This window comes from Parasphingorhabdus sp. (genome assembly GCF_036963705.1).
In the GTDB taxonomy this organism is placed as follows: Bacteria; Pseudomonadota; Alphaproteobacteria; order Sphingomonadales; family Sphingomonadaceae; genus Parasphingorhabdus.
The window spans coordinates 1-14,172 of sequence record NZ_JBALUT010000001.1 but is presented as its reverse complement, the minus strand read 5'-3'; the positions used below and the strand labels follow the sequence as shown (position 1 = coordinate 14,172).

Genomic DNA, 14,172 nt, shown 5'->3' with positions numbered 1-14,172 from the left:
AATTGCCGGGGGTGGGTGGTTCGAAGATCCCGCAATCTCCGAACCGTCACCTGGTAACGTCAGAAATGGACATATATGGTTAAATATGGGTTAACGAAGTGACGTCAGTTTAACGAATCCGAGCTCTGTTGAAGATCTTCCGATCAGTCTGTCAGGAGAGGGAACATTGTCGTACGTCTGCACCGGCTTGAAAATACGGATTTGCTTCGGACGACAATTTCGGTTGCGCCGGCTGTCTGTCCGGCTTTATTTGGATGGGTTGTGGGGCAGGGGGATGCTTGCCTGTCCGTGTGGTTGGTGCTCGGCGTTCAGAATGGCGCGCTGGCCAGAAGCTTCTCTATCTTCTTCATACAATCAGGCGAAACCGAGACGAAAATCATGCGATTGTCAGCTGGGTTTGGTTTTTTATCGATCAAATTCTGGTCGACCATCACGTTGATATATCTCATTGCAGTGGTCATCGGGATGCCGGAGCTATGCGCTATGGCAGATACCGTTACCCGCTCGTCTTTGAGTCCGCAGATGTAGATGTCGAGACACATGTTCCAGCATGCATCTGCAAACAGGCCGTTTCCGGTATCCAGGGTCTGGGATCTTAAGCGCCCCCAATGGAGGTATTTTTCGGCACGATCAATCAGATCGACGCGGCTCAGGTCCGAGTTGAAGTTAATCTTCTCTCCGCTGGTCCGTCGGTTCGATTCCGCTATCCGTTTATCCAGTAATTCAAATCTCTGGTTCGCCTGTTCGATAGTCAACCGGAGCTCCGCGAGCTCAGTCTCAACACTATCCATTGCCTTTACACTGCAATTCTAGAGCCCCCCCAGGTCTTGCCACGTTTTCCAAATAAGAGTGCAGTCGGATCTTTGTTCGCTTTCAATCATAACCGGCCCATGACCCGCCATTAGTAAGATGCCGCGGACTTTCATTAATCGATACTCGCTTTCCACTGCTAGGACAATCGGATATCTGGTTTCAGGTGAAACAGGGTAGGTTCCAGTTGGCCTGCGCTGATGGATGGATATTTTTACAGGCTGTTGCCGAAGTCTGCGGCTGGCTAGAGACACGGCACGGCAAGAGACCAGCCAAACTGAATCTCTCTAACGATTGTAACAAGTGTCTGGTCATGCCTTGTTCCCGACCAAGAGAAATGTGAGGAGGCAACGGTCCTGAAGCTTCAAGTTTTTCGTATCATCCATATGCTTTGAACAGTTCTCATGTTTTAAGCTAAGCAGCAGAAAGCAAGCGATTGTGTATGGATGGCGTAGCCTGTCACTTTTTCCGAAGAACTGATACAATATGAGCCAGAACTGCCGGATGCAGCGGAGCGGTAAACTCGCATCCAAAGTCCTCATAACGTACCCACCGTATATGTGCGCCAAGCGTCTGCAATCCGGGAATGGTAACGAATACCAGTTTGTTCTCGTCAAGGCTCGTGCAACTCTGCATTTTGAAACCGGTGACGGATAGATCCGACAATAAAGTACGGAAGAGCTGGGTATTGGTTTGCCGAACAAATATTTCTGACGTTACGGTCTCGCGGTCGCTCGACCGCCTGCTATCTACCACAAGTTCGTCGCTTCGATTAGATTCGAAGTTAACGCGGGTCGTCATCGTTTCATCCTCTGGCAGTTCGCTGTTCAATATCAACGGTAAAAACTTCTGTCGGCTAAGGGCGCCGAAACGAAACAAGCAGCTACTGCGCTCAATTGAATTGATATCGGACATGAAGTGGATATCGGGGCAGACCGTCGATCGCTCTGTTCCATTCGTGCTGGAGCCTTTTTCGGCATGTCGAGGGCCGCGCTGGACATGCCGATATCTCCCGGATTTTGACCGAGAACCAAGAAAAACTTCCTTAGCTTCTTTACCAAATTACCGTCTCTCATCTTATGCTGGCGAAATCGGGTAAAAGAATGAATGTAGAACGGAACTTCGAATGCGAGGTAGAAGCCGCGCGCCAATTTGCGCTGGATCGATATGATGTTTTGGATACGGGTGAGGAAACCTGCTTCGATCACATTACCCAAGCGGTGAAATTGGCCCTCGACGTTCCAATGGCCGCAATTTCATTCATGGATGGAAAGCGCTTGTGGTTTAAATCAAAAGTTGGCTTTGATGCTTCTGAGATGCCTAGAAACGCAGCATTCTGTGATTTTACAATTCACCAAAATGGTGCGCTGATCATTGAAGATACCACCCTTGACCCGCGTTTCAAAAACAACCCCTCGGTTAGCGGCGAGCCGTCGTTGAGAAGTTATATCGGCGTACCGCTCACGACGCCCGACGGACATAATATCGGGACGCTTAGCGCGTTGGATATTGTGCCGAGGAAGTTCCGGCACCCGAAGATAGAAATGATGGAACAGTTGGCAGAGTTGGTCATGCATGAACTGGAATTGCGTCAACAAGCGGATACGGACGTATTGACCGGGGCGCTCACCCGGAGTGGGTTTTCGGTAAAAGTGCAAAACGCAATTTCCCTGTATGACCGTCAAAAGATCGGAAGCACGCTTATCCTGTTCAATGTCGATCGATATATGATGTCGATCGACCGATCCGACGGCCCCTGCAGCGGGAAGCTGATGAAGGCAATCATTCATTCTCTTATCGACCGGCTTCGACCGACGGACTGCGTCGGTCGTATCGGCGGCTCGCAATTTGCCGTTCTCCTCACAGGAACGGCCGGCCCCGAGGCGCGGGAAGTGACCGAGGAGTTCCTGCAGTCGATAGACGGCATGACTTCCGGGGCTATTCTGGATCTTAAACTCTCCGTGATAACGTCTGAAATCGGGATTTGCGATGACTGGCTCAATCAGGCGAGCCAGCATCCTTTCTGTAAAACTAGGTCTGGCCGCGGCGAGACTTCCTCGGAGTCTGACCAGCGCGCTGGTTTGGCATTCTGAACCATTCGGAACCAATGTTTCTAGTCAGGCAATCAGCAAAACTTCTATACGTCGGGAGATGCCTTAAAAAATCGAGGCAGGGGCCTGCTGCCGCCAATTCTGGCTGGTACCGTTGAGGATCGCTCGGCGTGGTCTTTGACCGAAGCGAAGTTTGCCCTTAGGCTTGACATAGAGATGTAAAAGATAGTTTAGTTGAGATTACAGCCAATGCATGCGAGTTTGCATTGACGGCGATATTTCAAGCAAAGGAACTGATCTTGGCAACCGCGATTCAAGCCGATGACACTGCAATAGCAGTAAGCCCTGGATTTTCGATCCCGGATCCTCACGATATTGACAGCCTGAAGGGTAAAGTCTCCGATGTCGAATGGCAGTTGCGCTGTGATCTGGCAGCTACCTACCGGCTTTGCGCGATGCATGCGTGGACCGATCTGGTATTTACGCATATTTCTGTCCGGCTGCCCGACGAAGATGGCGAGGAACGGTTCCTGATCAATCCTTATGGCGTGTTGTTCGACGAAATGACCGCGTCTGCGTTGGTGAAGATCGATCTCGACGGGAACATCAAGCAGGACACTCCATATTTCATCAACCCGGCCGGCTTCACAATCCATAGCGCAGTCCACAGCGCTCGCGAAGATGCTGGGTGCGTGATCCATGTCCATACACCTTATGGCATTGCTGTATCCGTCCAGAAGGCAGGCCTACGGCGCTACACTCAATTTTCGATGCAGGTCCATGATGACGTCGCTTATCATGCTTATGAAGGCATAGCGCTTGATCTGGAAGAGCGTGACCGGTTGATCGATGATCTCGGTGAGCAGAATCTGCTGATCCTGCGCAACCATGGCACGCTCACAGTTGGTCAGAATTGTGCCATCGCATTCCTGCGCATGTATTTCCTTGAGAATGCCTGCAAGACCCAGATACTGGCTCAATCGGTCGGCGGTGAAGAGCATCTCCATGAGGAGAGTGAAGAAATGGGCCATCGTGTTGCCGGGCAGAGTGCCGTCGCGTTCCAGAAAGGCTTTGGCGACAATCTTATCTGGCCGGGCCTGATGCGCAAATTGCAGCGCACCAATCCGGGATATGATCACTAGAGATCAAACGGCTGGCGGGATAGAATTTCGACTTTCTTGTCCGTAAAAACGGCTGAGCCCAATTCCTGCTTCTTTCCTTTGAGAACGACATCGCGCTTGCGGATGATGTCGATTATCGGGTCGTGAAAATGCTGCACCGCTGCGGTCAGCCAGTCGTTGACCAGCGGGTCGCCCGGCGCGCCGGTCATATCGAAATTGCGCAGTTGTGAAGCAATGGCTTCTGCCGGCATCATATATTCATAGGTGACCCAATAGTTGGTGGTGAACCAGCTGATCGGCATGCCATCAAGCCCGAAGCTCAGCGCGCCGAAATGGACGACACCTTGCGTCTTCTTGCCATTGGGTAATTTTGCGGGCGGTTGATAATAAGGTTCGACATTTTCAAACATGTCGAGCGGCAGGAACATGTGAAAGTGGCCATGTTCGCCGTCTTCGCGTTCTTCCGGCTTGTGCGCATGGTAAAACCAGCGCGACTTGTTGCCTGGCGCGATGCAATCCCCTTTGGGATAATGCTGATATTGAACGAAAGGGGCGTCTGCCGGTACCACTCTGGGTACTAGCGAGACGCCCTCATTAGCTATCTGGCCGGTAAGCTCAAACAGCCTTTCTAATGCATTTTTCAATGCGGAATAAGCTAAGCTTACTCGGTAACTGCAGCAGCAGCTTCGTCAGTTGCGTCTGCAGCTGCATCAACAGCTTCGCCGGTTGCGTCAGCAGCAGCACATGTCGCATCTTCAGCGGCACAGGTTGCTTCTTCAGCAGCACATGTTGCTTCTTCAGCAGCACATTCAGCTACAGCAGCAGCGTCGTCAGCTTGTTCTGCACATGCAGAAAGAGCTGGAACAGCAAGTGCAAGGCCGCCGGCTACAGCAAGCATTTTACGGAAGTTGGTTTCGGTATTCATTTAATATATCCCCTTTGGATGAACTAGACTTTTCCCTTTATCTGGAAAGATATGGGCATGGCAAGTCAATTTCGTAAATTTTCCATTAATCCGATCGTTTCCGTATCGCTGATCCGATTCTGGGACACTAAATCCCGCAAAGCGAACGCGCGGCGCTGAAACTTCAGGCTTTATCGTTCGACTCCCCGAATTTTCCCCCATTGGCGGGTCACGGTATAGCCGAGGTAACCGGTGCCGAAGAGCGCATAGAGTGGCTCCGGTATTCCTGCGAGATATGCATTCATGCCGGAGGCGATATCGCGGGCAGCCTCTGGACGGAAGGCGGCGATCAGCCCCATCGGGACCGACCAGAGCAGCAGAAAATACATAACATAAAGAAAACTGGGTCGTGCGCGACTCGTCCAAGGATCGACCGATTGTGCCTCTGCCAATATCGCCGACATTTGCAGACGGACTTCTTCCAGCTCCTGGCTGCCTTCGAGTGCGATAAGTTCCAGCTTGGCCCGATCGCGGGCTTCCTTGTCGGGAATGATCTTGTCGATGATCTTGGAAACGGGGCCGACGAGTGTCGAAAAAATGGACATTTTAATATTCCTTTCGGGGGTTTTCAGATCTCAAAGTTAGTCAAAGTTAGGGCCAAGGACAGGTTTCGCAGGACAAGGCAGTTGAGAATAAGTCTGAAGAGTGACGCCAAAATTTACGAACTTTACACTGTCATAAGAAAAACCGGTTCTGGCAGATTTCAACCGATCCGGTTGGCGATCCAGCCGTAGAGGAATGCCTGGTTGGCTGGACGTTTTTCCGCGAGCTCGATATAGCGCGCTCCCTGGAGCGCCTCGATGGCTTTGAGCAACACGGCTTCGCCCCTTGCACCCCGCTTCCGAAGAAAAATCTCAAGCGCACTCAGCGTTTCTCTGCCGATGATCCGGTCCACCGATATATCCTGATAGTCACGCCCATTGCGGTTGAGCGCATTGAGTGCGCGCTGGAGGAAGCCAGAGGCCGTACCCGTACCCATGTTGATCCCGGTATCAAAAAGCTCGGCCGCGATATCCGGTGCATGTTTGGCTATCCGGTTATAGGCTGGACGAAACCAATATTTGCGTTTGTAAATTGAGGCCGCTTCTTCGCGCGGGAACTGCCGCATGTCGCCTGTATAGCCATGAGTGCGGGCGACTGCTTCAGTAACGCCCCATCGAGTGGGACCGCCGCGGTCTGCGGGATGATCGGAATAGTCGCCTTCAAGCGCGATGGTTTTATTGATCAACATGTCGATGTCATCGTGGGAATTCAGCATGGGGGAATGACCTTTCTTGATGGAACGGTGCAAACATAACCTATTTGGTTAAGTGTAGGAAAGGGTAGATCAGCGCGCAAAGACAGGCGTGGAAATCAATCGAGAAGCCGCGGCATCACCGGTTTTACGTAAGTTTACGGAGTTATCCGGCCTTCTCCCGTGTGTATCGGAAGGCAAATGTTGGAAGCTTCTCAGAGGATCAATCAGATGTCATTGCATATTGGCGACACCGCTCCAGACTTCACAACCGATAGCACCGTCGGGACCATCAATTTGCACGAATGGGCTGGAGATAGTTGGATATTCTTTTTCAGCCACCCAGCGGATTTTACGCCGGTATGTACGACTGAAATGGGCCGGACAGCGCAACTCGCCGACAAATTTGCAGCGCGCAATACCAAGCCATTGGGCCTGTCAACGGACACTGCAGCGGAACATTTGAAATGGATATCGGATGTCAACGACACGCAACATACCGACCTGAGATTCCCGATAGTTGCCGATGCTGATCACAAGATTGCCCGTCTTTATGACATGATCCATCCGGAAGAGAGTGATACGGCAGCGGTGCGTTCGGTGTTCATTATCGATCCGGACAAGAAAATCCGGCTGACGATGACCTATCCGATGAGTGTCGGCCGGAATTTTGACGAGATTTTGCGGGTGATTGATGCTTTGCAACTCTCGGACGCGAAACGTATCGCGACCCCGGCAGACTGGCGCCCCGGCGATAAAGTCATCATTCCGCCATCCATTCCGAATGACGAGGCAAGCAAGCTTTTCCCGCAGGGATGGGACGAACTGCGACCATATCTGAGGCTTACAGACGTTGCTTGAGGAGAATGAAAATGGAAGATTCCCGTAAATTGGAAGTCAGGGAAGCGGTCGGCATATTCGACAGCGAGGCGGGTTTGCAGGCCGCGATTGATGATCTTTTAAGCCATGGATTTGATCGAGCCGAGATCAGCGTGCTCGCGCCGGTGACGGCGGTCGAGGAAAAACTCGGGCACCGGTTCAAATCGGTTGCCGACCTCGAGGATGATCCCAAGGCTTTGACAAAAGCCTATATCCCCGTCGAAAGCATCGGTGATGCCGAAGGCGCGGTGATCGGTGGTCTTATGTATGTGGGCGCATTTGCCGGGATCGTTCTGGTGGCTTCGGGAGGAGCTTTCGCAGCAGCGCTAGCGGGATTAGCCCTGGGCGGTTCGGGCACTGCTATCGGCATTGCCTTGACGCGTTTTATCAAGCAGCATCATGCTGATTATATTGCCGAGCAGCTCGAAAAAGGCGGCTTGCTGCTCTGGGTGCGGACCTGGGATCAGAAAGATGAGGAAAAGGCGGTAAAACTCTTGTCTGCCCACTCCGGTCATGATGTCCATATCCACGCACTGCCTGCTAAAAGTTAGTTTGTTGACTACGCAATATTGCGTATCGCGCTGGCAGGCACACTCGTCCAGACACAGTGCATGACCTGGAAAACAATCCGCCTTGAACTGGCCCGAACCGCTGACCATCCCAATGGCTCGTCAGCCCATGCTTATGTCTTTCGCGTTCCGTTGAACGACGAGGGCTTCATTGAACCGGAGGCGCTTAAGCAAGCCGAAAAGCGGCCGGTCGTGCGTCGGTTCTGGCCAAAGGAAGCCGATCAAAGCGGTGTCGTCATCGCTTCTCCCAAAGGCTGGGCTTTCTCTTACAAAATTGGCGAGGATGATGATGAAGTCATCTTCCGGCTCAAGGATCATCCTCTCAAGGTTGGTGAATATCTGACCATCACCGAAGCCGACGGCAGCGAACTGCCGTTTCGCGTCATCAGTTGTCACGAATGAAGACCAGTTGAGATGTCACGGGGAAGATTTATGTCGAAAAGAATGAGCATTGCCGGAATCTTGTCGGTCGCCACGCTGGCACTGACACTGGCCAGCAGCCCTGCCGCGGCAGAATGCGTGGTTGGGTCTGCGCCATTGTTTGACCCGTTCGCGCCTTACAAGGAACCGGGCGCAATCATTCACAAGGAAAGCGGCTTCATATTTCCGGCGACCGTCTCCGGATTTCGCCGGCAATGTGAAATGACGACTGATTTCTCCGGCAATAATTTCGAGATTGGCTATGTGCGCGACTTTGAAGATCATGAAATTGAAATCAAGATCGCGATTATCCATCTCGAACAACTGAATGCCCAGGACCATTACAAGATCGTAAAACCTGATCTGCTAGCGCAATATTCCAGTGCAGCAGTCGTCTCGGAAGGCGATTATTTCGTCTCGGGACGTCCCGATATCGCTGCCTATCAGGGTATATTCGACGGCGATAATGATGGTGTCCCCTGGCATTTCAGCGTGACTTCGCTGGACTATGGCTATTGGGATGCGCGTTTAACGGCTTCCTATCCCCAGGAAATCGATACCGCAGCACAGCGGGCGATCATGGACATGATCACGGCATTCCAGTGGCAAACGCCTGCCGGTGAACAGGTGGCCGCAGAGGCGCCGTGAAGCGCAACCGAGGTGATTGGCGGGATCGATTGAACCCGAATTTGATCCGTATAACTCCTTATACAGAGTAAGGATTCCCTCATGCTACTCCTCACCCAACACCCATTCCCGAGCGGGAGGGCTTGATCACAGGAGACAGTTTATGAAATCCGTGCTGCTATATATTGCCGATGATGCGGGGCTTGAGGCCCGGCTTCAGGCGGCGCTTGATCTGACCCGTTCGCTTGGTGGACATCTCCATTGCCTGCATGCGAATCCCTATAACGCACAATTGGCTGTTGCCGGCGTTACAGGAATATCCGTGATGGCGGATATCAGAGCAATGTCTCGCGAATTGAGTTCAGAATTGCGTGGCAAAATCGAGAAACGGCTCGCCGATGAAGATGTCTCGTGGGATTATCGCGAGGAAAATACGGAACCGTCTCGGGGGCTTTCGAAAAATTCTGCCCTGGTCGATCTGATCATATTGAGCTCGGCCAGTGGAGAAAAAGAGGCCGCGCTGCCGCTTGGCATATTGGGAGACGTGCTGTTCAATGCGACGGCTCCGATCGTGGTCCAGCCCGATAATGTCAAAAAATTCGATGCTTGCGGTCCGGCCCTGGTCGCCTGGAACGGCAGTTTCGAGTCCGGAAACGCCCTGAGGGCTGCAGTGCCGCTGTTGAAAATGGCCAGCGATGTCCATATTCTGACGGTCGAGGAAGACAAGGATCACGATCTGCCTCAACTCGCTGCTTCGGAATATCTTGCCTATCATGGTATCAAATCCGAGATTCACAGCCCGCCGCCAGGCAAGGCCCGTGTCGATGCCGTACTTCTGGCAGAAGCGAAAAATGTGAATGCGGAATATATCGTCATGGGCGCCTATGGGCACAGCCGCGCGAGAGAATTTCTGTTCGGAGGAGTAACCCGAAACCTTTTCAAAACCAGCCATATCCCGCTTGTCGTTTCACACTGAATGACCAATATTCATAGTATAGGCAGATCAGATTTTCTTATGGCAATGACCGCATTTTGTGTAGGACATGCATATTCGCTAGTCGCGATTGGGCAGCCAAGGGATAGACATAACAGGTGCGCGAAACGACCGTCTTTGACACAAATCAGTTTCCCTATCTGGAATCTATCCTGTCAGGTCTGCCGAACTGTGTCATGATTGTCGACCGCGACCTGCAGGCGATCAATTGCAGTTACGCAGGGTTGAATATTCTCGGTGTGTCCAGCTTTGCCGAACTGCCTCAGGGCGCGCCGGGGTCCTGCGTCGTCGAGGCTCAACGATCAATATTCAACGAAGCGATGCTAAGCGCCTTTGATGCGCGTTCTAGCAAAAATATCGAGCCGTTCGAAGTGACGCTGGAGTTTCCGGATGGACGCTTGATGCTTGCGCTATGCAATCTGGCTCCTTTGGCCAATCCAAAGGGCGATGTCGATGCGGTGATGATTTCCTTCCAGGATATTACAGCGCTGCGAACCGCCGAAGCCAAACTCGACCGCGCCAATTCGATATTGAAATCGATCCTGACGACCATCCCCGATGCCATGATCGTGATTGATGAAGCTGGTCTGGTCAGCTCTTTCAGCTCTACGGCTGAAAAAATGTTTGGTTATCAACAAGAAGAAATAATCGGAGAAAATGTCAAAATCTTGATGCCAGAGCCGTTCAGGGCCGCGCACGATGGTTATGTCAGTCGGTATATCAGGACCGGCGAGAAGCGGATTATCGGTATCGGCCGTACCGTTGTCGGATGCAAGAAGGACGGCACCACCTTCCCGCTGCAGCTGGAAGTCGGAGAGGCGAAAATTGGCGAAGAGCGGTATTTTACCGGCTTCATCATAGACCTGACCGAGAAAAAGCAGACGGAAGCGGAGCTTCAGTCGCTCCAGGCGGATTTGGCTCATGCCTCGCGCCTGAGCGCGGTCGGAACCCTGGCCTCTGCGCTCGCCCATGAAATCAATCAGCCGTTGACCGCGATCGCCAATTATCTCTCCGCAGCGCGGGACATGATGGATGGCGACTTGGCCGAGAACCGGGAGTTTTTCCGCGAGGCACTGCAGGAAAGCGTGTCCGAGAGCTTGCGGGCGGGGACTATTGTCCGGCGGCTGCGGGAATTTGTCTCGCGGGGCGAGATCAACCGGCGGGTATTGTCGATCGCACAGGTGGTGGAAGATGCGACCGTGCTCGGGCTGATCGGTTCGCAGGAAAAAGGTATCCAGTTTTCGATAGATATCGCACCCGACACCAATCATGTGTTCGTCGACCGCGTGCAGATCCAGCAAGTGATGGTCAATCTGATGCGCAACGCGATCGAGGCTATGGCCGATAGCGCTGAGAAGAAGCTGCATATTGGCGTGAGTTCAATTGACGACGAGCGAGTGGAAATTGCTGTATCGGATACCGGGACCGGTATTGATCCGGAACTGGGCGAACGGATCTTCGATCCCTTTGCCAGCACCAAGGGCGACGGCATGGGCCTGGGCCTTTCGATTTGCCGGACGATCATAGAATCGCACGGGGGAACCATCGGCGCCGAACCCAATCCCGAGAGCGGAACGATATTTCGGATAACGCTGGAGAAGGCGGAAAAGGAGCAAGATGATGACCAATGAACGGCTGGTCTATGTTGTCGACGATGATGATTCCGTCCGGCGATCGGCCGCATTCATGTTGCGGCACGCCGGCTTCAAGGTGCAACCGGTGGGGTCCGGGGTCGCCTTTCTGAAGTTGGCGAAAGGGGCCGAGCGTGGCTGTGTGCTGCTCGACGTTCGGATGCCGGAAATGGACGGCCTGCAGGTCCAACAGCAGATGATCAAGGATGGTATCGATATGCCGGTGGTGATCCTGACCGGTCATGGCGATGTCGAAATCGCGGTCCAGGCGATGCGGGCCGGAGCGATAAATTTTCTGGAAAAGCCCTATGAAAAGGAAGCTTTGATCGGGGCGATGGAAGAGGCATTCTCGCGACTGGAAAACAGCGACCTCAAGGAAATGGCAGCATCGGAAGCGAAAGTCCGGCTGGCCTGTCTGACCGGCAGAGAGCAGGATGTTCTGGAAGGCCTTATGGCCGGGTTCCCCAACAAGACCATCGCATATGATCTGGGTATTTCACCGCGAACGGTGGAGATATATCGCGCTAATATGATGGAGAAATTGCGGGTTCGCAGTCTCGCCGAGGCCCTGCGTATCGGGTTCGCGGCTGAAGGACTGGAAGACTTGGAAGGACAAGACGGGCGGGCTGAATAGCCAATAAGCAGATGTCAGCTCTTAGGGGCTTTCTTGCGCGAAAGGCAGGCATGACACGGCTTCGCGCAATCATTGTCGCCATTTTCCTGATCGAGTGGAATAGAAACGTTTCTCACCGTACCATCGGCAGAGCATAGCTCGATACTCATCATGTCCGATTTTGCCGACAGCGGCATGGTCGCAAGCGGCAACGCGATGGCCGCGATCGCAAACTGGCTGAGCCGGGATGTTCTGATCGTCGCAATCATGATGGTTCGTCGTCCTCGTCGATCAACACCCGCTGGGCGGCGCCGTCGAGATCTTCGAACTGGTCGTGCCGCATTGCCCAGAAAAAGAACGCCAGTCCGCATACGCCCATCAACAGGGCCACCGGTATCAGGATCGCCAGGCCGCTCATTTCGCCGCTCCGTTCAGCCGCAGCGCATTGCCGACGACGATCAGCGACGATAGCGACATCGCGACAGCGGCGATCAGCGGGGTGACCATGCCGGTCAGCGCCAGCGGAACAGCGATAATATTATAGCCGATGGCGAGGGCGAAATTCTGGTGGACGATTTGCATCGTGCGCCGTGCGACTCTGATCGAAAGCGCGACCGGCATTAGGGAGTCGCTGGTGAACACGGCATCGGCTGCTTGCTGCCCGACGTCGCTGGCGGTGCCCGGAGCGATCGAGACATGGGCCGCAGCAAGAGCAGGGCCGTCGTTCAGCCCATCGCCAACCATCAATATCTTGTGACCACTATCGGTCAAACGGCTGATCGCTTCGACCTTGTCCTGCGGCGAGGCATCGGCTTGAGCGGTCAGGCCAAGAGCGCGCGCGACAATGGAAACGGAGCGATTATTGTCACCGGAGATGATCGAGCAAGGCAATCCCTGTCTCTCCAAATTGGCGATGGCCTCTGACGCTTCGGGCCGGATCTGGTCGCGCAGCTGGATAACGACTATATCGTCGCCGACGGTGAGTTGGCAGGACAGGTGATCGTCAGACTTTTCCGGCTTGCCGAGCATGACTTTTACATCATCCCAACGAGCCGCCATGCCTTCTCCAGGTATTTCCTTAATGTCGTCCAGCGCGACCGGTTCGATATCCATTGCGAGCAACCCGGTGCGAATGCCTTTGCTGACCGGATGGCGGCTGGCCTGTGCCAGCGCGAGGGCGATCTGTTTCTGGCTGTGGTTTAGGGCGTCAAGATTGACCGGCGCCGGCCGGCCGAGGGTAAGCGTGCCGGTTTTGTCGAAAAGTGCATAGTCGACCTCCGCGAGCCGTTCTAATGCACTGCCGTCCTTGACCATTACGCCCTTGCGCAGCAGCGCACCCGAGGCAACTACCTGGGCAGCGGGAACCGCGAGCCCGAGCGCACAGGGACAGGTGATGATCAACACCGCGACGGCGATCAGCAACGACTGGTGCCAGCCCGCGCCGGCAAACATCCAATAGGCAAAGGCCAGGAGAGCGAGACTATGGACGGCTGGCGCATAATAGCGGGCGGCCCGATCAGCGATGCGCACGTAGAAAGAACGACGCTGCCCCGCGTCGTCCATCATCCGGGCGATGTCGGAGACACTGGTGTCTTCGCCGGTGGCGGTGATCCGCACAGTGACGGGCGATGTAAGGTTGAGCGTTCCGGCCAGCACCATATCGTCTTTTGACCTGGGCTGCGGCGCGCTCTCGCCAGTGATAAGTGAACAGTCAAAACTGCTCGTACCCGAGATAATGACCCCATCTGCCGCCAGGCTTTCACCTGCCGCCACCATCATCTGCATGTCCGGAAGCAGATCCCTGGAAGCCACCCAACGGGTTTTGCCATCCTCCGCTAGCACCATCGCACCTGGGGCGGTCTGTTTGAGCAATGCGCCAATGCCCTCACGAGCGCGGTCGCGCATCATGCCGTCGAGCACTCGACCGGCGAGCAGGAAGAACAGCAGCATTACTGCGCCGTCAAAATAGGCATGTTCGCCACCGGTTGCGGTTTCGTAGATGCTAAGGCCGGTGGCCAGCAATATGCCGATCGAGATAGGCACATCCATATTGGTCCGCCCAGAGCGCAAGGCCATGGCCGCTGACGCAAAAAACGGACGGCCTGCATAAGCAATTACAGGAACGGCGATCAGCGCCGAAAGCCAGTGGAACAAATCGCGTGTGACGCCGGTCGCGCCAGACCAGACGCTGACCGACAGCAGCATGATATTCATCATCCCGAAACCGGCGACGGCGAGCGCGCGGATCAGCTTGTCGGT

Annotated in this window: 18 protein-coding genes; 9 read left to right on the top strand and 9 right to left on the bottom strand. The window is 54.0% G+C overall.

Annotated elements, in window-relative coordinates; all coding sequences use genetic code 11:
• Positions 1-308: 308 nt before the first annotated feature.
• Positions 309-755 carry a hypothetical protein gene (locus V7680_RS00090; protein ID WP_335651244.1) on the bottom strand — a complete coding sequence of 149 codons (447 nt, stop codon included), beginning with the start codon at positions 753-755 and terminating at the stop codon, positions 309-311.
• Between the two features lie 514 nt (positions 756-1,269).
• Positions 1,270-1,725, bottom strand: coding sequence for a PilZ domain-containing protein (locus V7680_RS00085; protein ID WP_335651243.1), 456 nt, complete (start codon positions 1,723-1,725; stop codon positions 1,270-1,272).
• A gap of 188 nt (positions 1,726-1,913) precedes the next feature.
• Here V7680_RS00085 and V7680_RS00080 point away from each other — a divergent pair, with 188 nt between their 5' ends.
• Positions 1,914-2,903 carry a sensor domain-containing diguanylate cyclase gene (locus tag V7680_RS00080; protein ID WP_335651242.1) on the top strand — a complete coding sequence of 330 codons (990 nt, stop codon included), beginning with the start codon at positions 1,914-1,916 and terminating at the stop codon, positions 2,901-2,903.
• Between the two features lie 257 nt (positions 2,904-3,160).
• Positions 3,161-4,003 carry a class II aldolase/adducin family protein gene (locus tag V7680_RS00075; protein ID WP_335651241.1) on the top strand — a complete coding sequence of 281 codons (843 nt, stop codon included), beginning with the start codon at positions 3,161-3,163 and terminating at the stop codon, positions 4,001-4,003.
• Here the strand turns inward: V7680_RS00075 and V7680_RS00070 are convergent.
• From V7680_RS00070 to V7680_RS00055, 4 genes are all read right to left on the bottom strand, one after another.
• Positions 4,000-4,626 (bottom strand): DUF6969 family protein, encoded by a 627-nt coding sequence (locus V7680_RS00070; RefSeq protein WP_335651240.1) that lies wholly within the window; start codon positions 4,624-4,626, stop codon positions 4,000-4,002. The two genes, V7680_RS00075 and V7680_RS00070, sit on opposite strands and share 4 nt — an antisense overlap.
• Before the next feature lie 17 nt (positions 4,627-4,643).
• Positions 4,644-4,907, bottom strand: a complete 264-nt coding sequence (locus V7680_RS00065; protein ID WP_335651239.1) for a hypothetical protein — start codon at positions 4,905-4,907, stop codon at positions 4,644-4,646.
• A 170-nt stretch (positions 4,908-5,077) separates the two neighbouring features.
• Entirely contained in the window at positions 5,078-5,491 is a 414-nt protein-coding gene (locus V7680_RS00060; protein WP_335651238.1) for a holin family protein, read from the bottom strand.
• A 158-nt stretch (positions 5,492-5,649) separates the two neighbouring features.
• Complete coding sequence (locus tag V7680_RS00055; protein WP_335651237.1) at positions 5,650-6,204, bottom strand: glycoside hydrolase family 108 protein; 555 nt, start codon at positions 6,202-6,204, stop codon at positions 5,650-5,652.
• Between the two features lie 207 nt (positions 6,205-6,411).
• Here V7680_RS00055 and V7680_RS00050 point away from each other — a divergent pair, with 207 nt between their 5' ends.
• The 7 genes from V7680_RS00050 (at position 6,412) to V7680_RS00020 (ending at position 11,934) form a co-directional block, all read left to right on the top strand.
• Entirely contained in the window at positions 6,412-7,041 is a 630-nt protein-coding gene (locus V7680_RS00050) for a peroxiredoxin (RefSeq protein WP_335651236.1), read from the top strand.
• An 11-nt stretch (positions 7,042-7,052) separates the two neighbouring features.
• Positions 7,053-7,610 (top strand): hypothetical protein, encoded by a 558-nt coding sequence (locus tag V7680_RS00045; RefSeq protein WP_335651235.1) that lies wholly within the window; start codon positions 7,053-7,055, stop codon positions 7,608-7,610.
• Positions 7,611-7,670: 60 nt separating this feature from the next.
• Positions 7,671-8,030 carry a hypothetical protein gene (locus V7680_RS00040; RefSeq protein ID WP_335651234.1) on the top strand — a complete coding sequence of 120 codons (360 nt, stop codon included), beginning with the start codon at positions 7,671-7,673 and terminating at the stop codon, positions 8,028-8,030.
• 30 nt (positions 8,031-8,060) lie between these two features.
• Positions 8,061-8,696, top strand: a complete 636-nt coding sequence (locus V7680_RS00035) for a hypothetical protein (protein WP_335651233.1) — start codon at positions 8,061-8,063, stop codon at positions 8,694-8,696.
• Positions 8,697-8,838: 142 nt separating this feature from the next.
• Positions 8,839-9,651 (top strand): universal stress protein, encoded by an 813-nt coding sequence (locus tag V7680_RS00030; protein ID WP_335651232.1) that lies wholly within the window; start codon positions 8,839-8,841, stop codon positions 9,649-9,651.
• Between the two features lie 116 nt (positions 9,652-9,767).
• Complete coding sequence (locus tag V7680_RS00025) at positions 9,768-11,300, top strand: PAS domain-containing sensor histidine kinase (RefSeq protein WP_335651231.1); 1,533 nt, start codon at positions 9,768-9,770, stop codon at positions 11,298-11,300.
• Complete coding sequence (locus V7680_RS00020; RefSeq protein ID WP_335651341.1) at positions 11,290-11,934, top strand: response regulator transcription factor; 645 nt, start codon at positions 11,290-11,292, stop codon at positions 11,932-11,934. Before V7680_RS00025 ends, V7680_RS00020 begins: the two co-directional genes overlap by 11 nt.
• Before the next feature lie 14 nt (positions 11,935-11,948).
• Here V7680_RS00020 and V7680_RS00015 read toward each other — a convergent pair whose 3' ends face one another.
• From V7680_RS00015 to V7680_RS00005, 3 genes are all read right to left on the bottom strand, one after another.
• Positions 11,949-12,182: a hypothetical protein gene (locus V7680_RS00015; RefSeq protein WP_335651230.1), complete on the bottom strand. Its 234-nt coding sequence runs from the start codon at positions 12,180-12,182 to the stop codon at positions 11,949-11,951.
• Complete coding sequence (ccoS, locus tag V7680_RS00010) at positions 12,179-12,331, bottom strand: cbb3-type cytochrome oxidase assembly protein CcoS (protein WP_335651229.1); 153 nt, start codon at positions 12,329-12,331, stop codon at positions 12,179-12,181. The genes V7680_RS00015 and ccoS overlap by 4 nt, the downstream gene beginning before the upstream one ends.
• Positions 12,328-14,172, bottom strand: a 1,845-nt coding sequence (locus tag V7680_RS00005) for a copper-translocating P-type ATPase (RefSeq protein ID WP_335651228.1), incomplete at its 5' end; no start/stop codon positions are given. The genes ccoS and V7680_RS00005, both read right to left, overlap by 4 nt.

What these genes read in the sequence shown, in the direction of transcription:
- V7680_RS00085 (WP_335651243.1), bottom strand. Translation starts at nt 1,725, where the DNA reads ATGTCCGATATCAATTCAATTGAGCGCAGTAGCTGCTTGTTTCGTTTC.
- V7680_RS00080 (WP_335651242.1), top strand. Translation starts at nt 1,914, where the DNA reads ATGAATGTAGAACGGAACTTCGAATGCGAGGTAGAAGCCGCGCGCCAA.
- V7680_RS00065 (WP_335651239.1), bottom strand. Translation starts at nt 4,907, where the DNA reads ATGAATACCGAAACCAACTTCCGTAAAATGCTTGCTGTAGCCGGCGGC.
- V7680_RS00060 (WP_335651238.1), bottom strand. Translation starts at nt 5,491, where the DNA reads ATGTCCATTTTTTCGACACTCGTCGGCCCCGTTTCCAAGATCATCGAC.
- V7680_RS00055 (WP_335651237.1), bottom strand. Translation starts at nt 6,204, where the DNA reads ATGCTGAATTCCCACGATGACATCGACATGTTGATCAATAAAACCATC.
- V7680_RS00050 (WP_335651236.1), top strand. Translation starts at nt 6,412, where the DNA reads ATGTCATTGCATATTGGCGACACCGCTCCAGACTTCACAACCGATAGC.
- V7680_RS00045 (WP_335651235.1), top strand. Translation starts at nt 7,053, where the DNA reads ATGGAAGATTCCCGTAAATTGGAAGTCAGGGAAGCGGTCGGCATATTC.
- V7680_RS00040 (WP_335651234.1), top strand. Translation starts at nt 7,671, where the DNA reads ATGACCTGGAAAACAATCCGCCTTGAACTGGCCCGAACCGCTGACCAT.
- V7680_RS00035 (WP_335651233.1), top strand. Translation starts at nt 8,061, where the DNA reads ATGTCGAAAAGAATGAGCATTGCCGGAATCTTGTCGGTCGCCACGCTG.
- V7680_RS00030 (WP_335651232.1), top strand. Translation starts at nt 8,839, where the DNA reads ATGAAATCCGTGCTGCTATATATTGCCGATGATGCGGGGCTTGAGGCC.
- V7680_RS00020 (WP_335651341.1), top strand. Translation starts at nt 11,290, where the DNA reads ATGACCAATGAACGGCTGGTCTATGTTGTCGACGATGATGATTCCGTC.
- V7680_RS00015 (WP_335651230.1), bottom strand. Translation starts at nt 12,182, where the DNA reads ATGATTGCGACGATCAGAACATCCCGGCTCAGCCAGTTTGCGATCGCG.
- ccoS (WP_335651229.1), bottom strand. Translation starts at nt 12,331, where the DNA reads ATGAGCGGCCTGGCGATCCTGATACCGGTGGCCCTGTTGATGGGCGTA.